Origin of the sequence: Micromonospora sp. NPDC004551 (genome assembly GCF_040609975.1) — a bacterium.
Classification (GTDB): Bacteria; Actinomycetota; Actinomycetes; order Mycobacteriales; family Micromonosporaceae; genus Micromonospora.
This window is the reverse complement of record NZ_JBEXLM010000040.1, coordinates 37,767-53,522: the sequence shown is the minus strand read 5'-3', so window position 1 is coordinate 53,522 and position 15,756 is coordinate 37,767. Positions and strand designations below refer to the sequence as shown.

At 73.4% G+C, this 15,756-nt stretch carries 14 protein-coding genes and 1 pseudogene; 9 read left to right on the top strand and 6 right to left on the bottom strand.

Annotated elements, in window-relative coordinates; genetic code table 11:
- A pseudogene (locus ABZW14_RS30950) lies at positions 1 to 94 on the top strand (phytochelatin synthase); the annotation flags it as partial.
- Between the two features lie 69 nt (positions 95 to 163).
- Here the strand turns inward: ABZW14_RS30950 and recQ are convergent.
- Entirely contained in the window at positions 164 to 2,002 is a 1,839-nt protein-coding gene (recQ, locus tag ABZW14_RS30945) for a DNA helicase RecQ (RefSeq protein WP_355353593.1), read from the bottom strand.
- Between the two features lie 314 nt (positions 2,003 to 2,316).
- Between recQ and rapZ the strand changes: the two genes are divergently transcribed.
- From rapZ to ABZW14_RS30905, 8 genes are all read left to right on the top strand, one after another.
- Entirely contained in the window at positions 2,317 to 3,225 is a 909-nt protein-coding gene (gene rapZ, locus ABZW14_RS30940; protein ID WP_091270109.1) for an RNase adapter RapZ, read from the top strand.
- Positions 3,222 to 4,238 carry a 2-phospho-L-lactate transferase CofD family protein gene (locus ABZW14_RS30935; RefSeq protein ID WP_355353590.1) on the top strand — a complete coding sequence of 339 codons (1,017 nt, stop codon included), beginning with the start codon at positions 3,222 to 3,224 and terminating at the stop codon, positions 4,236 to 4,238. The genes rapZ and ABZW14_RS30935 overlap by 4 nt, the downstream gene beginning before the upstream one ends.
- Before the next feature lie 56 nt (positions 4,239 to 4,294).
- Positions 4,295 to 5,275, top strand: a complete 981-nt coding sequence (whiA, locus tag ABZW14_RS30930) for a DNA-binding protein WhiA (protein WP_088999356.1) — start codon at positions 4,295 to 4,297, stop codon at positions 5,273 to 5,275.
- 264 nt (positions 5,276 to 5,539) lie between these two features.
- On the top strand, positions 5,540 to 6,544 hold the full coding sequence (gap, locus tag ABZW14_RS30925; RefSeq protein WP_091270107.1) for a type I glyceraldehyde-3-phosphate dehydrogenase: 1,005 nt from the start codon (positions 5,540 to 5,542) through the stop codon (positions 6,542 to 6,544).
- Positions 6,541 to 7,740 (top strand): phosphoglycerate kinase, encoded by a 1,200-nt coding sequence (locus tag ABZW14_RS30920; RefSeq protein WP_355353586.1) that lies wholly within the window; start codon positions 6,541 to 6,543, stop codon positions 7,738 to 7,740. The genes gap and ABZW14_RS30920 overlap by 4 nt, the downstream gene beginning before the upstream one ends.
- A complete protein-coding gene (gene tpiA / locus ABZW14_RS30915) occupies positions 7,741 to 8,532 on the top strand; it encodes a triose-phosphate isomerase (protein ID WP_355353583.1) in 792 nt (263 codons plus the stop codon). It begins immediately after the preceding gene.
- A gap of 95 nt (positions 8,533 to 8,627) precedes the next feature.
- Complete coding sequence (gene secG / locus ABZW14_RS30910; protein ID WP_355353580.1) at positions 8,628 to 8,888, top strand: preprotein translocase subunit SecG; 261 nt, start codon at positions 8,628 to 8,630, stop codon at positions 8,886 to 8,888.
- Between the two features lie 128 nt (positions 8,889 to 9,016).
- On the top strand, positions 9,017 to 9,361 hold the full coding sequence (locus tag ABZW14_RS30905) for an RNA polymerase-binding protein RbpA (protein ID WP_355353577.1): 345 nt from the start codon (positions 9,017 to 9,019) through the stop codon (positions 9,359 to 9,361).
- Between the two features lie 45 nt (positions 9,362 to 9,406).
- On the opposite strand, the gene pgl is transcribed toward ABZW14_RS30905, so the two are convergent.
- From pgl to tal, 5 genes are all read right to left on the bottom strand, one after another.
- Entirely contained in the window at positions 9,407 to 10,177 is a 771-nt protein-coding gene (gene pgl, locus ABZW14_RS30900) for a 6-phosphogluconolactonase (RefSeq protein ID WP_355353574.1), read from the bottom strand.
- Between the two features lie 78 nt (positions 10,178 to 10,255).
- Positions 10,256 to 11,272, bottom strand: coding sequence for a glucose-6-phosphate dehydrogenase assembly protein OpcA (locus tag ABZW14_RS30895; protein ID WP_355353571.1), 1,017 nt, complete (start codon positions 11,270 to 11,272; stop codon positions 10,256 to 10,258).
- Between the two features lie 31 nt (positions 11,273 to 11,303).
- On the bottom strand, positions 11,304 to 12,818 hold the full coding sequence (zwf, locus tag ABZW14_RS30890; RefSeq protein ID WP_355353568.1) for a glucose-6-phosphate dehydrogenase: 1,515 nt from the start codon (positions 12,816 to 12,818) through the stop codon (positions 11,304 to 11,306).
- Positions 12,819 to 12,856: 38 nt separating this feature from the next.
- Positions 12,857 to 14,497 (bottom strand): glucose-6-phosphate isomerase, encoded by a 1,641-nt coding sequence (locus ABZW14_RS30885; protein ID WP_355353565.1) that lies wholly within the window; start codon positions 14,495 to 14,497, stop codon positions 12,857 to 12,859.
- A 69-nt stretch (positions 14,498 to 14,566) separates the two neighbouring features.
- Positions 14,567 to 15,745, bottom strand: a complete 1,179-nt coding sequence (gene tal / locus ABZW14_RS30880) for a transaldolase (protein WP_355353562.1) — start codon at positions 15,743 to 15,745, stop codon at positions 14,567 to 14,569.
- Positions 15,746 to 15,756 lie beyond the last annotated feature (11 nt).

Sequence of the window (15,756 nt, the reverse complement as noted above, 5' to 3'; positions counted from 1 at the left end):
CGCCGACTCGGCCGACCCGAACATGGCCTCCTACCGCATCAGCGTCGACAACCTCGCCGACTGGATCGCCACCCGCGGCTACAGCGCCTCCTGACCGGCTATTCGCTGACAGGAGCGAGCACGAAGGGCCGGCCCCCACAAGGGGCCGGCCCTTCGTCGTGTCTCAGGACTCCGCGAGGACGGCGAGGATCCCCTCGCCGTACTTGGCCAGCTTGTTGTCGCCCACGCCGCTGATCCGGGACAGCTCGGCCAGCGAGGCCGGCGCCTCGGTGGCGATCTGCCGGAGGGTGGCGTCGTGGAAGATCACGTACGCGGGGACGCCCTGTTCCTTGGCGGTGGCCGCCCGCCAGGCGCGCAGCCGCTCGAACACGGGAACGGCGGCCGGGGCGAGGTCGGCCACCACGGTGGCCGCGCCGCGGGGCTTGGCGGACCGGCCGGCGGGCCGCTCGGGCTCCCGCCGCAGGGTGACGGTGCGTCGGCGGCCCAGCACCTCGGCGCTCGTCTCGGTGAGGGCCAGGGTGCCGTAGTCGCCCTCGACCGCGAGCAGGCCCTCGGCGAGCAGTTGCCGCACCACGCCCCGCCACTCGGCCTCGCGCAGGTCGGTGCCGATCCCGAAGGTGCTCAGCGAGTCGTGGCCGTGCTGGTCGATCTTGTCGGTGTGTTTGCCCAGCAGGATGTCCACGCAGTGCCCGGCGCCGAACCGCTGGTGGCGTTCCCGGTCGAGCCGGTAGACGGTGGAGAGCAGCTTCTGCGCGGCGACCGTGCCGTCCCAGGACTCCGGCGGCTCCAGGCAGGTGTCGCAGTTGCCGCAGTTGGCCGTGCCGCCCTCGCCGAAGTATTCGAGGAGCTGCGCCCGGCGGCACCGTACCGTCTCGCAGAGCGCCAGCATGGCGTCGAGGTGGGTGGCGAGGTTGCGCCGGTGGGCCAGGTCGCCCTCGGACGTCTCGATCATCTTGCGCTGCTGCACCACGTCCTGGAGCCCGTACGCCAGCCAGGCCGTCGACGGCAGCCCGTCGCGCCCGGCGCGGCCGGTCTCCTGGTAGTAGCCCTCCACCGACTTGGGCAGGTCGAGGTGGGCGACGAAGCGCACGTCGGGCTTGTCGATGCCCATGCCGAAGGCGATGGTGGCGACCATGACGAGCCCGTCCTCGCGCAGGAAGCGCTGCTGGTTGGCCGCGCGGGTCGCCGCGTCGAGCCCGGCGTGGTAGGGCAGCGCCGGGACGCCGTTGGCGACCAGGAACTCGGCGGTCTTCTCCACGGAGGCCCGGGACAGGCAGTAGACGATGCCGGCGTCGCCCCCGTGCTCGTCGCGCAGCAGGGCGAGCAGCTGCTTGCGCGGCTCCCGCTTGGGCACGATCCGGTACTGGATGTTGGGCCGGTCGAAGCTGGCCACGAAGTGCCGGGCGTCGGTGAGGTTGAGCCGGGTGGCGATCTCCGCGCGGGTGGCCCGGGTGGCGGTCGCGGTCAGCGCGATGCGCGGCACCCCCGGCCAACGCTCGTGCAGCATCGACAGGTTGAGGTAGTCGGGCCGGAAGTCGTGGCCCCACTGCGAGACGCAGTGTGCCTCGTCGATCGCGAAGAGAGCGATCCGCCCGCGCTCCAGCAGCGCGACCGTGCCGCGCGTGGCCAGGGCCTCCGGGGCGAGGTAGAGCAGGTCCAGCTCGCCGGCGAGGAACGCCGCCTCGACCCGCCGCCGCTCGGCGAGATCCTGGGTCGAGTTGAGGAACCCGGCCCGGACGCCGACCGCGGTGAGCGCGTCGACCTGGTCCTGCATGAGCGCGATCAGCGGCGAGACGACCACCGCCACGCCGTCGCGGACCAGCGCCGGGATCTGGTAGCAGAGTGACTTGCCGCCCCCGGTCGGCATCAGCACCAGCGCGTCACCGCCGGCCACCACGTGCTCGACGACCTCGTGCTGGAAGCCGCGGAAGGCGTCGTAGCCGAACACCCGGCGCAGGACCCGCAGCGCGTCCTCGGTCCGCTGATCGGTGGGGGAGACCATCCGCGCAGTCTACGAGCGCCCGCCGACAGCCCCCCGCCCCGAACGGCCGCGTGGCGGCAACCGACGGCCCCCGCAGCGACAACGGGACCTCCGTGCAGCGGCAGGCGGCCGCACCCCGGAGCAGCATCCGCACCTCCCGCGGAACGGCCACCGGACCTCGACAAAACGGACAAGCGCCTGTTCCGGTCGTCACCCCGTGGAATCCCGGGTGGGGTCGGAGCCGTTAGAGTCGCTGACTGACCACGCGCGGCCGACCGGCCGCGGCGCCACGGCTGGGGGTACGGGTGAGCGAGGCGCGGACGGCGGGAGACCTGGTGCCGACCAACGCGGAGACAGCTCTCGGGCGGCCGGCGCCGGCCGAGGCGGACACCACCCTGGTGGTGGTGACCGGCCTGTCCGGCGGTGGCCGCAGCACGGTGGCCCGGGCACTGGAGAACGTCGGCTTCTACGTGGTGGACAACCTGCCCCAGGCCCTCATGCTGGACATGGCCGAGCTGGCCTTCAAAGCCGGCGGCGCGGCCCGGCGTACGGCGATGGTGCTGGACGTCCGCTCGCGGGCCTTCTCCACCGACCTGGCCGGGGCGATCCGGGAGCTGCGCGAGCGCGGCTTCCAGCCCCGGGTGGTCTTCGTCGACGCCGACGACGAGGTGCTGATCCGCCGCTTCGAGAGCGTCCGCCGCTCGCACCCGCTGCAGGGCGACGGGCGGCTGGCCGACGGGATCGCCGTCGAGCGGGCGCTGCTGGAGGAGGCCCGGGACCAGGCCGACGTGATCATCGACACCAGCCACCTGAACGTGAACCAGCTCCGCCGCCGGGTCGAGGAGCTGTTCGGCGGCGAGGACTCGCGCCGGCTGCGGATCACGGTGCTCTCGTTCGGCTTCAAGTACGGGCTCCCGCCGGACGCCGACTTCGTGATGGACGCCCGGTTCCTGCCGAACCCCTACTGGGTGCCGGAGCTGCGCGAGCACACCGGTCGCGAGGAGGCGGTCAGCGCGTACGTGCTGGGCCAGGAGGGCGCGGACGCCTTCGTGGCCGGGTACGCGGACCTGGTCAACGCCACCACCGCCGGGTTCGAGCGGGAGGGCAAGCGCTATCTGACCGTGGCCGTCGGCTGCACCGGCGGCAAGCACCGCAGCGTGGCGATCGCCGAGGAGCTGGCCGCAAGGCTGCGCCGCTCCGGCATCGCCGCCAACCCGCAGCACCGGGACCTGGGGCGGGAATGACCCCGACGAGGGTGGTCGCCTTCGGCGGCGGGCACGGGCTGTCGGCGTCGCTGCGGGCGCTGCGGCACTGCGTACCCGGACTGGATCTGGACATCACGGCGGTCGTCACCGTCGGCGACGACGGCGGCTCCAGCGGGCGGCTGCGCGCGGAGCGCGGCGGCCTGCCCCCGGGCGACCTGCGGCAGGCGCTCGTCGCCCTGGCCGGCGATCATCCGGCCACCCGGCGCAGCGCGGCGCTCTTCCAACACCGCTTCGCCGCCGCCGGTGGCGGCGAAGCGGTGGACCCGCCCGCCGGCCAGGCCGTCGGGGGCAGGGGAGCGGCCGATCCGCTCGCCGGCCACGCGGTCGGCAACCTGCTGCTGCACGGGCTGACCGAGCTGCTGGGCGACCCGGTGGTGGCCCTCGACCACGCGGGCGCGATGCTCGGCGCGGTCGGCCGGGTGCTGCCGATGTCCCGGCAGCCGGTCGGCATCGAGGCGCGGGTGCGCGGCGCCGACCCGGAGCGTCCCGACGAGGTCCGCACGGTGCGCGGGCAGCACCAGGTGGCGGTCACCTCCGGCACGGTCGAGTCGTTGCGGCTGACCCCGGCCGCGCCGGCCGCCTGCGCCGAGGCGGTGGCCGCGGTGCACGCCGCCGACTGGCTGATCTTCGGGCCGGGCAGCTGGTACACCAGCGTGCTGCCGCACCTGCTGGTGCCGGGCCTGGCCGACGCGATCGTCTCCAGCCCGGCGCGCCGGCTGGTGACCCTCAACCTGGTGGCGGAGAAGGAGACGCTCGGCCTCTCCCTGCCCGACCATCTGGACACCCTCGGGCGCTATCTGCCTGAGTTGAAGGTGGACATGGTGCTGGCCGACTCCAAGGCAGTGGGTGACCCCGTGGCGGTCGAACGTGCGGCAGAATCGCTGGGTGCCCGGCTGGTCCTCGCTCCCGTCGCCGTCACCGACGGCACGCCCCGTCATGATCCGGCCGCCCTGGGCGCCGCGCTGGTGCCTGTCCTGGGCGCCGATCGTTAGACACGTACGTAATCACCGGCGACACGCCGGAACCGGTCCGTGAGGGGGCGCGCAACATGGCGATGACGGCTGCGGTCAAGGACGAGCTGAGTCGGGTCGACGTGCCCAAGCCCTGCTGCCGGCGGGCGGAGATGGCGGCCCTGCTCCGGTTCGCCGGCGGCCTGCACATCGTGTCGGGTCGCGTCGTGGTCGAGGCGGAGCTGGACACCGGCGCGGTGGCGCGGCGGCTCCGGCGGGAGATCGCCGAGGTCTACGGCTACCCGAGTGAGATCCACGTGCTCGCCTCCGGCGGCCTGCGCAAGGGCAGTCACTTCATCGTGCGGGTGGTCAAGGACGGCGAGGCGCTCGCCCGGCAGACCGGCCTGCTGGACGTGCGGGGCCGCCCGGTGCGTGGGCTGCCCCCGCACGTGGTGGCCGCCAACGTCTGCTGTGCGGTCTCCGCCTGGCGGGGCGCGTTCATGGCGCACGGCTCGCTCACCGAGCCGGGCCGGTCCAGCGCCCTGGAGATCACCTGCCCAGGCCCGGAGTCGGCGCTCGCCCTGGTCGGGGCCGCCCGCCGGATCGGCATCACCGCCAAGAACCGTGAGGTGCGCGGCGTGGACCGGGTGGTGGTCAAGGACGGCGACGCGATCGCCGCGCTACTCACCCGGATCGGCGCGCACTCCAGCGTGCTGGCCTGGGAGGAGCGGCGGGTGCGCCGCGAGGTGCGGGCCACCGCCAACCGGCTGGCCAACTTCGACGACGCCAACCTGCGCCGCTCGGCGCGCGCCGCGGTGGCCGCGGCCGCCCGGGTCACCCGCGCGCTGGAGATCCTCGCCGAGGACGCGCCCAATCACCTGACCTCGGCCGGCCGGCTGCGGCTGGAACACCGGCAGGCCTCCCTGGAGGAACTCGGCGCGCTGGCCGACCCGCCGCTGACCAAGGACGCCATCGCCGGCCGGATCCGCCGGCTGCTCGCGCTCGCCGACAAGCGGGCCCGCGACCTGGGCATCCCGGATACCGAAGCGGCCGTCACGCCCGACATGCTCGTGGTCTGATAGGACCGGTGAGGCGTCGAGCTGCGAAGGGGATCACCACCCGCCGCAGCGCGGCGGCGCGCGCTCGGATAAGGTCGCTGCGTACGGCAAGGGGGCCGGCAAAGGCACTCCTCGCCGTGCTCACCGCCTCGGGCGGTCTGGTCTCCTGGGACCGCGGCGGGGTGGCCGAGATGAACCGTCAACGGCCGGCTCCACCGGTCGGCGAACAATCTCCGCCGGCCGGGGTCTGACGCCGGCGGACCAGAACGCGAGGAGATGGGACCTGTGACCATCCGGGTTGGCATCAACGGCTTCGGCCGGATCGGCCGCAACTTCTTCCGGGCAGTGCTGGCGTCCGGCGCTGACATCGAGGTCGTGGCGGTCAACGACCTGACCGACAACGCGACGCTCGCCCACCTTGTCAAGTACGACAGCATCCTGGGTCGCCTCCCGCACGAGGTGAAGGCCACCGCCGACGAGATCACCGTGGGCGGCAAGACCATCAAGGCGTACGCCGAGAAGGACCCGGCCAAGCTGCCGTGGGGCGAGGTCGGCGCCGATGTCGTCATCGAGTCCACCGGTTTCTTCACCGACGCCACCAAGGCGAAGGCGCACGTCGACGGCGGGGCCAAGAAGGTCATCATCTCCGCCCCGGCGAAGAACGAGGACGTCACCGTGGTCATGGGCGTCAACCAGGACCAGTACGACCCGGCCAAGCACACGATCATCTCGAACGCCTCCTGCACCACCAACTGCCTCGCCCCGATGGCCAAGGTGCTGCACGACACGTTCGGCATCCAGCAGGGTCTGATGACGACCATCCACGCGTACACGCAGGACCAGAACCTGCAGGACGCGCCGCACAAGGACCTGCGCCGCGCCCGGGCCGCCGCGCTCAACATCGTGCCGACCTCGACCGGCGCCGCGAAGGCGATCGGCCTGGTCCTGCCGGACCTCAAGGGCAAGCTGGACGGCTACGCGCTGCGTGTGCCGATCCCGACCGGCTCCGTCACCGACCTGACCGTGACGGTCGGCCGGGAGACCACGGTGGACGAGGTCAACGCCGCGCTCAAGGCGGCCGCGGACGGCCCGCTCAAGGGCATCCTGGTCTACAACGAGGACGCGATCGTCTCCTCGGACATCGTCACCGACCCGGCGTCCTGCATCTTCGACGCTCCGCTGACCAAGGTGATCGGCAACCAGGTCAAGGTCGTCGGCTGGTACGACAACGAGTGGGGCTACTCGAACCGCCTCGTGGACCTCGTGAAGCTGGTGGGTAGCTCGCTGTGAGCATCCGCAACCTCGACGACCTGCTCGGCGAGGGGGTGTCGGGTCGGCGCGTGCTGGTGCGCGCCGACCTGAACGTCCCGCTCGACAAGCAGACCGGCGAGATCACCGACGACGGCCGCATCCGGGCCGTGCTGCCGACCCTGAGCGCGCTGGTCCAGGCCGGCGCCAAGGTGGTCGTCTGCTCGCACCTGGGCCGCCCGAAGGGCGCGCCGGACCCGCAGTTCAGCCTCCGCCCGGTCGCCGGGCGGCTCGGCGAGCTGCTCGGCGCGCCGGTGCACTTCGCCGAGGACACCGTGGGTGACTCGGCCCGGTCCACCGTGGAGGGCCTGGCCGACGGCCAGGTGGCCCTGCTGGAGAACCTGCGCTTCAACAAGGGTGAGACCAGCAAGGACGACGCCGAGCGGGGCGCGTTCGCCGACCAGCTCGCCGCCTTCGGCGAGGCGTACGTCGACGACGCCTTCGGCGCGGTGCACCGCAAGCACGCCAGCGTGTACGACGTGCCGGCCCGGCTGCCGCACGTCGCCGGCCGCCTCGTGCTGCGCGAGGTGGAGGTGCTCAGCAAGCTCACCGGCGCCCCGGAGCGGCCGTACGTGGTGGTGCTGGGCGGCTCCAAGGTCTCCGACAAGCTGGCCGTGATCGAGGCGCTGCTGCCCACGGTCGATCGGTTGCTCATCGGCGGCGGGATGTGCTTCACCTTCCTCAAGGCCCAGGGCCACGAGGTGGGCACCTCGCTGCTCGAGGAGGAGATGGTCGAGACCTGCCGCAACCTGCTGGAGCGCTCCGGCGGCAAGATCATGCTCCCGGTCGACGTGGTGGCTGCGGACGCGTTCGCGCCCGACGCCGCCCACGACACCGTGCCCGCCGACGGCATCCCGAGCCACCGGCTGGGGCTGGACATCGGCCCGGAGACCGTGGCCGGCTTCGCCGCCGCCCTGTCCCAGGCGAAGACGATCTTCTGGAACGGCCCCATGGGCGTGTTCGAGATGGCCGCGTTCGCCAACGGCACCCGGGGCGTCGCCGAGGCGATCACCAAGACCGATGCGTTCAGCGTGGTCGGCGGCGGCGACTCGGCCGCGGCGGTGCGGGCGCTCGGCCTGGACGAGTCCTCGTTCGGCCACATCTCCACCGGTGGCGGCGCCTCCCTGGAATACCTCGAGGGCAAGACCCTCCCCGGCATCGCGGCCCTGGAGAACTGAATGGCGAGCACCCCCCGCCGGCCGCTGATGGCCGGCAACTGGAAGATGAACCTGAACCACCTCGAGGCCAACCTGCTGGTGCAGAAGCTGGCCGCGAGCCTCAACGAGAAGCAGCTCACCGACGTCGAGACGGTGGTCCTGCCGCCCTTCACCGACCTGCGCACCGTGCAGACCGCGGTGGACGGCGACAAGCTGTTGATCGGCTACGGCGCGCAGGACCTGTCGCCGTACCAGTCGGGCGCGTACACCGGGGACATCGCCGGGCCGATGCTCGCCAAGCTCGGCTGCACCTACGTGGTGGTCGGGCACTCCGAGCGGCGGCAGTACCACCACGAGGACGACGCCCTGGTCAACGCCAAGGTGGCCGCCGCGCTGGCGAACGGGCTCACCCCGATCCTCTGCATCGGCGAGGGCCTGGAGATCCGCGAGCAGCTCAAGCACGTGCCGCACTGCTGCGACCAGCTCGACGGCGCGCTGAAGGGGCTCACCGCGGAGCAGGTCACCAAGGTCGTCGTGGCGTACGAGCCGGTCTGGGCGATCGGCACCGGCAAGACGGCGACCCCGGAGGACGCCCAGGAGGTCTGCGGCGAGGTGCGCAAGCGCCTGGTGGAGACCTTCGGCCAGGACACCGCCGACCAGGTCCGGATCCTCTACGGCGGGTCGGTGAAGTCCTCGAACGTGGCCGCGATCATGGGCCAGCCGGACGTGGACGGGGCCCTGGTGGGCGGCGCCAGCCTGGACGCCGAGGAATTCGCGCAGATCTGCCGGTTCCCGGAGCACATCGCCCGCTGAACGCTCGCTATCCTTGACGCTGCCCGTCCACCGGTCGGTGCCGCCGTGCCCGACACGACCGGGCAGTGATCGCAACGAGAGGACTGACCCCCGCCATGCCGATCTGGTTCGCCTACACGATGATCGTGTTGCTGGTCATCACGAGCGTGCTGCTCACCCTGCTGATCCTCCTGCACCGCGGTAAGGGCGGCGGGTTGTCGAGCATGTTCGGCGGCGGCGTCAGCTCCAGCCTGGCCGGCTCCTCGGTGGCCGAGAAGAACCTCGACCGCTACACCGTTCTGGTCGGCATCATCTGGTTCGCGTGCATCGTCGGGATCGGGCTCTGGCTCCGCCTCCAGACGGGCAGCGGCGCCTGAGCGAGCGCTCCGAGTCGTACAATCTGCGCGCGGTCCGTCACGGACCGCGCGCAGTTTGTTTCTCCGCACGTCGCCCGTCGCCCACCCCTTCGAGCGGCGGTCCCCTCCGACGACAGGAGCGAGCAGCCGTGTCCAGTGGCAACGTCATCCGCGGCACCCGGATCGGGTCCGCCCCCGAGCGGTTCGAGCAGCGCATCGAGCCGGCGCCGCGCCGGCCGGTCACCTACTGGTGCGCCAACGCCCACCGCGTCCAGTTCCTCATCGCCGCCGAGGCCGAGACCCCGGAGACCTGGGACTGCCCGCGCTGCGGCGAGCCGGCCGGCCGCGACCCGGGGAGCCCGCCGGGCCGGACCCGCGCCGAGCCCTTCAAGACCCACCTGGCGTACGTGCAGGAGCGGCGCACCCCGGAGCAGGGGGAGGCGCTGCTCGCCGAGGCCCTGGAGACGCTGCGCCGGCGGCGCGGCCGGGCCTGATGACGCGGGAGCCCCGACCCGCCCGGGCCGGGGCTCCGCCGTCGTTCAGCGCAGGCTGCGCAGCCGGGGCGGCACGTCGGCCGCCGCGGCCCGGTCCAGCAGCCAGAGGGTGCGGGACACCCCGCGAACCCCGGCCGCCGGAAGCTGCACCGGCCCGGCCCCGGCCAGGGCCATCCCGACCGCCCGGGCCTTGTCCGCCCCGGCGGCCACCAGCCAGACCTCCTCGGCCGTGTTGATCGTCGGGAGGGTCAGCGTGGTCCGCACCGGCGGCGGCTTGGGGCTGCCGCGCACCGCGCTGACCGGGCGGTTGTCGTGGTGCACCGGGTGCTCCGGGAAGACCGAGGCGACGTGCCCGTCCTCGCCCACGCCGAGCATCAGCACGTCGAAGTGGGGGAGGGCGGCCGTCCCCGGCCGGGCGGCCCGGGCCAGCTCCTGCGCGTAGCCGGCGGCGGCCGCCTCCGGGTCGTTGCCGGCCGGCCCGTCGGAGGCCGGCATCGGGTGGATGCGGGCCGGGTCCAGCGGGACCGCGTCCAGCAGCGCCGCCCGGGCCTGGGTCTCGTTGCGCTCCGGGTCGCCGGCCGGCAGGAACCGCTCGTCGCCCCACCAGACGTCGACCCGGGACCAGTCGACGGCGTCGCGGGCCGGCAGCTGCGCCACCGCCCGGTACACCGCCGCCGCGATCCGCCCGCCGGTCAGGACCACCGACGCCTGGCCGCGCTCGGCCTGCGCGTCGAGCAGCTTCACCACCAGCCGGGCCGCCACGGCCTGCGCCAGCAGGTCCGGGTCGGCGTGTACGGCGACACTCGCCTCAGTCATCCATCGCGCCTTCGTGCTCCGACCGCCCCGCGGCGGCCACCTGTGCTGTCCGACCGCCGAGCGGTCCGCGCGGCCCGCTCACTCGTTGGCGGTCGCGCCGGCGTGCGCGGTGACCCCGGCCTCGGCCCGCTGGGCGGTCGCCGGATCCTTCCACACGTGCACCCGCTGGGCGGGTCGCTGGTCGAGCGCGGTCAGCCCGGCGGTGGCGCCGAGCGCCTCCGCGTAGACCTGGTCGGCGTCGAGCCGGCGCAGCTCCTCGGCCAGCTCGTCGCCGAGCGGCCGGCGGACCAGCGGCAGCGTCCGGTCCTCCTGGCCGGTACGCCGGAAGACCGCCACGTTGTCGTCCCGGGTCAGCGTCAGCTGGTCGCCGTTGGCGCAGCGCAGCTGCACCTCCCGCATCCGGGGGAACTCGTCGGTGTGCTGCCAGACCGGGTCGATGCCGAGCCGGGCGACCAGCCAGCCGCGCATCAGCGCGGCCGTCGGGTCGGTGCGCGGCGCCACCACGGTCGCCTCGGTGACGCGGGCCTGGGTGGTGTCGAACGCCCCGGCGACCAGGGTGCGCCACGGGGTGATGCGGGTCCAGGCCAGGTCGGTGTCGCCCGGGGCGTAGTCCGCGGCCCGCTGCCGCAGCGCGGCGATCGGGTCGGCGGCCTGCGCCGCGTCGGTGATCCGGCGGTCGGCCACCACGCCGAGGAAGTCGGTGGCGATCTCCTCCGGCGGCTCGCCGTGCCACCAGGTCACCACCGGCACGTCCGGCACCAGCAGCGGCATCACCACCGACTCGGCGTGCAGCGCGAGCCGGCCGTACATCCGGGTCACCACCGCCTCGCACGGGCCGAGCCGGCCGCCGACGACGATCTCCGCGTCCAGCCGGTTGCGGTCCCGCTCGACGTCGGAGCGGACCACCACGAGCAGCCGGCACGGGTGGGCGGCGGCCGCGATGGTCGCCGCCGCCTCGGCCTCCCGGACCCGCTTCTCGTCCACCACCACGATCAGGGTGAGCGCCATGCCGCTGGCCACCCCGCCCGCGCTGCGCCGCTCGGCGGCGAGCGCCTTGACCACCTCGTTCCCGGTGGTGTCCCACAAGCCGATCAACGGAACCTCCTGGTTCGCTCGCTGTGCCCGCTCACGCTCTCCGCCAGGACCGGCCCTCGCGGGCCAGCATTTCGTCGGCGGCCCGGGGGCCCCACTCGCCGGCCCGGTACGGCTCCGGCTTCGTGCCCTCCCAGGCGTGCTCCAGCGGGTCCACCACCTGCCAGCTCTGCTCGACCTCGGCGGCGTCCGGGAACAGCGTCCGGTCGCCGATGAGCACGTCCAGCACCAGCCGCTCGTACGCCTCGGGGCTGGACTCGGTGAACGCCTCGCCGTACTGGAAGTCCATCGCGATGTCGCGGACCTCCATGGTGGTGCCCGGCACCTTGGAGCCGAACTTCAGCACCACGCCCTCGTCGGGCTGAACCCGGATGACGAGCTGGTTGGGGCCGAGGGACTCCATGTCGGCGGGGTTGAACGGCAGGTGCGGCGCCGTCTTGAAGACGATGGCCACCTCGGTGACCCGCCGGGGCAGCCGCTTGCCGGCCCGGATGTAGAACGGCACCCCGGCCCAGCGCCGGTTCTGGATGCCCAGCTTCACGGCCACGTACGTCTCGGTGGTGGACTCCGCCGGGACGCCCTCCTCGTCGAGGTAGCCGACGGCGCGTTCGCCGCCCACCCAGCCGGGCAGGTACTGGCCGCGGACGGTGTCCGCGGCGACGTCCTTCGGCACCGTGATGGCCTTGAGCACCTTGAGCTTCTCGGTGCGGATCTCGTCGGCGTCGAAGCTGGTCGGCTCCTCCATGGCCACCAGGGCGAGCAGCTGGAGCAGGTGGTTCTGGAGCACGTCGCGGGCGGTGCCGACCGAGTCGTAGAAGGCGGCCCGGGTGCCGATGCCGACGTCCTCGGCCATGGTGATCTGCACCGAGTCGACGTACTTGGAGTTCCACAGGGGCTCGAACAGGTTGTTGGCGAAGCGCAGGGCCAGGATGTTCTGGACCGTCTCCTTGCCCAGGTAGTGGTCGATCCGGAAGACGTCCTGCCGGGTGAAGACGTCGTCGACCAGGTCGTTGAGCGACTTCGCCGAGGGCAGGTCGTTGCCGAACGGCTTCTCCACGACCACCCGGCGCCAGCCGCCGGACTTGGCGTTGTCCGCCATGCCGGTGCGGGCGAGCTGCTTGAGCACCACGGGGAAGGCCGCCGGGGGGATGGAGAAGTAGAAGGCGGCGTTGCCCGGGATGCCGTGGGTGTCGCGCAGTTCGTCGAGGGTGGCGGCGAGGTGGTCGAAGGCGGCGTCGTCGTCGAACGAGCCGCCGACGAACTTGATGTTGCCGGCGAGCCGGGCCCAGACCTCCTCCCGCCAGGGGGTACGGGCGTGCTTCTTGGCCGCGTCGTGGGCCAGCGACTCGAAGTCGCCGTCGCCCCAGTCGCGCCGGGCGAAGCCCAGGACCACGAAACCGGGCGGCAGCAGCCCCCGGTTCGCCAGGTCGTAGACCGCCGGCAGGAGCTTCTTCTTGGCCAGGTCGCCGGTCACCCCGAAGATCACCAGAGCGCACGGCTCCGGGATCCGTGGCAGCCGGCGGTCCTGAGGATCGCGCAGCGGGTTCATGCCGCCTCCTCGCTCCGCCGATGTCACGTCATTCATCGTCACGTCAGTGTCCGTCCGGCCGCGTCCAGTAGCTGGGCGACGCCCGCCGCCCGCTCGGTCAGGTGCAGGCGCAGCACCGGCCGCCCGCGATCGGCGAGGGCCCGCCGGTCGCCGGCGGCCTGGGCCGCCTGAAGGTCTCCGAAGGTGTACGGGCGGCCGGGCACCGGCAGGTCGTCGGTGACCGCGCCGGTCACCTGGAGGTGGCTGCCGGCCCGCGGGCCGCCCTTGTGGTACTGCCCGGTGGAGTGCAGGTACCGCGGCCCCCAGCCGAAGGTGACCGGGCGCGCGGTCGCCCGCGCCAGCAGCGGGCGCAGCCCCACCACCGCCGCGTCGCCCCACCGGGCGAGGTAGGCGGTCACCGCCAGGTAGCCGTCGTCGCCCAGCCCGGCGAGCAGCCAGCGCAGCGCGCCGGCCAGGTCGGCGGGCGCCCCGGCCGGGGCGTACACCTCGATGGCGCCCTCGGTGGCCGTGGGCGGCCCGGCCGGCGGGCCGGCGGCGAGCAGCCGCGCCGTGTGCTCCTTGCTCTCGGCGACGTCGGGCTGGTCGAACGGGTCGACGTCGAGCACGGCGGCGGCGATCGCGGTGGCGTACTCCCAGGTCAGGAACTGCGCGCCGAGCGGACCGTTGACCGCCACGTCGGCGGGGGCGGGCGCGGTGCCCGGGCCCAGGGCGCCGCCGTAGCCGACGGTCAGCACGTCCGGCCCGCGGGCCCCGGGGGCGTCCGGGGACTCCACCACCACCGGCAGGATGCCGCGGCCGGCCTTGCCGGTGGACTCGGCGAGCAGTTGCTCGGCCCAGTCGCCCAGGCCGTCGAGCCCGGTGCCGTCGGACACCAGCGCGACGGTGGCCCGGCCGCTGGTGGCCGCCGCGGCGAGCGCCGCACCGAGGGCCAGGCCGGGGTTGTCCTGATCCCGGCCGAGGGCGCCGGCGAGAGCGTCGGCGTCGTCCAGCAGGTCGGCGACCGGCGCGCCGGCCAGCGCCGCCGGGACCAGACCGAACGCGGTGAGCGCCGAGTACCGGCCGCCCACCTCCGGGTCGGACTGGATCACCACGACGCCCAGCTCGTCGGCGAGCGCCTCCAGCGGGGAGCCGGGATCGGTGACCACCACGAAGTGCCGTGCGGCCTCCGCCCCGGTCAGCCCGGCGTCGAGGAACGCCTGCCAGTAGGCCCGCCGGATGCTGTCGGTCTCCACCGTGGCGCCGGACTTGCCGGCGACCACCACCACGGTGCGGTCCAGCCGGTCGGCGAGGGCCGCGCGGACCTCGCCGGGATCGGTGCTGTCCAGCACGGTCAGCGGCCGGCCGAGGGTCCGGGCGATCACCTCCGGGGCGAGCGAGGAGCCGCCCATCCCGGCCAGCACCACGTGGTCCAGGTCGGCCAGCTCCTCGGTCAGCTCGGCGAGCTGGGGGAGCAGCTCCCGGGCCCGCGCGTGGGTGTCCAGCCAGCCCAGCCGGGTCCGGGCCGTGGCCTCGGCGGCCGGCCCCCACAGGGTCGGGTCCTTGGCGGCGAGCCGGGCGGGTAGGTCGGCGGCGACGAGCGCGGCCCGCACGGACGCGGGCGCGGACGCGTCGACCGCGTCCGCGCCGTGCACGGCCAGCCCGGCGGCGATGTCCGCCCGGCCGGCCAGCAGGTCGCTCACCTCACCACTCCGTCCTCTCGGCGTGGCGCGTCCCACGGCACTCCCGTGGGACGCGTCCGGCGCCGTCCGTCACGCGTTGCCCCCGGCCTTCTCGGCGGCCTTCGCGTTGCCCTTGGCGGCCCGGCCCGGCCGGCCGATGCCCTTGGCCGCCTCGGCGAGGGACTTCTTGACCCCGTCGAGCAGTTCCAGCCAGCTCGTCTCGAACTTCTCCACGCCCTCCCGCTCCAGGGTGGCGATCACGTCGGACATGTCCACGCCGGCCGCCTCCAGGTCGGTGAAGACCTTGCGGGCCGCGTCGTACGCGCCGGTGACGGTGTCCTTGCGGGTCTCGCCGTGGTCGGCGTAGGCGTGGATGACCGGTTCCGGCATGGTGTTGACCGTGCCGGGGGCGATCAGCTCCTCGACGTAGATGACGTCCCGGTAGTCGGGGTTCTTGGTCGAGGTCGAGGCCCACAGCGGGCGCTGCGGGTGGGCGCCCGCGTCGGCCAGCTTCTTCCACCGGTCGGAGCCGAAGACCTCGCTGTAGCGCTCGTACGCCAGCTGGGCGTTGGCGATGGCGGCCTTGCCGCGTAGCGCCTTGGCCTGGTCGGAGCCGATCTTCTCCAGCCGCTTGTCCACCTCGGTGTCGACCCGGGAGACGAAGAACGAGGCGACCGACCCGATCTTCGACAGGTCGTGGCCGTTGGCCTTCGCCTGCTCCAGACCGGCCAGGAACGCCTCCATGACCTCCGAGTAGCGGTCGAGGCCGAAGATCAGCGTCACGTTCACGCTGATCCCCTCGGCCAGGGTCGCGGTGATCGCCGGCAGGCCCGCCTCGGTGGCCGGGATCTTGATGAAGAGGTTCGGCCGGTCGACCAGCCACCAGAGCGCCTTGGCCTCGGCGACGGTCCGGTCGGACTCGTGGGCCAGCCGCGGGTCGACCTCGATCGACACCCGGCCGTCCACCCCGGCGCTCTTGTCGTAGGAGGGGCGCATCACGTCGCAGGCCCACCGCACGTCGTACGTGGTGAGCATGCGGACCGCCTCCTCGACCTCGATGCCACGGGTGGCGAGGTCGCGCAGCTGCCAGTTGTACTCGTCGGCGTCACTGAGCGCCTTGGCGAAGATCGTCGGGTTGGTGGTCACCCCGGCCACGTGGGACTCGCGGCGGAGCTTGTCGAGCCCGCCGGAGCTCAGTCGTACCCGGGAAAGATCGTCGAGCCAGATCGCCACACCGGCGGCCTGGAGCTCGCTCAGCCTGTCCGTCATGCTGTCCACGC

Coding starts and splice junctions, on each gene's coding strand:
- recQ (WP_355353593.1), bottom strand. CDS start 2,002: ATGGTCTCCCCCACCGATCAGCGGACCGAGGACGCGCTGCGGGTCCTG.
- ABZW14_RS30935 (WP_355353590.1), top strand. CDS start 3,222: ATGACCCCGACGAGGGTGGTCGCCTTCGGCGGCGGGCACGGGCTGTCG.
- whiA (WP_088999356.1), top strand. CDS start 4,295: ATGGCGATGACGGCTGCGGTCAAGGACGAGCTGAGTCGGGTCGACGTG.
- tpiA (WP_355353583.1), top strand. CDS start 7,741: ATGGCGAGCACCCCCCGCCGGCCGCTGATGGCCGGCAACTGGAAGATG.
- secG (WP_355353580.1), top strand. CDS start 8,628: ATGCCGATCTGGTTCGCCTACACGATGATCGTGTTGCTGGTCATCACG.
- pgl (WP_355353574.1), bottom strand. CDS start 10,177: ATGACTGAGGCGAGTGTCGCCGTACACGCCGACCCGGACCTGCTGGCG.
- zwf (WP_355353568.1), bottom strand. CDS start 12,818: ATGAACCCGCTGCGCGATCCTCAGGACCGCCGGCTGCCACGGATCCCG.
- tal (WP_355353562.1), bottom strand. CDS start 15,745: ATGACGGACAGGCTGAGCGAGCTCCAGGCCGCCGGTGTGGCGATCTGG.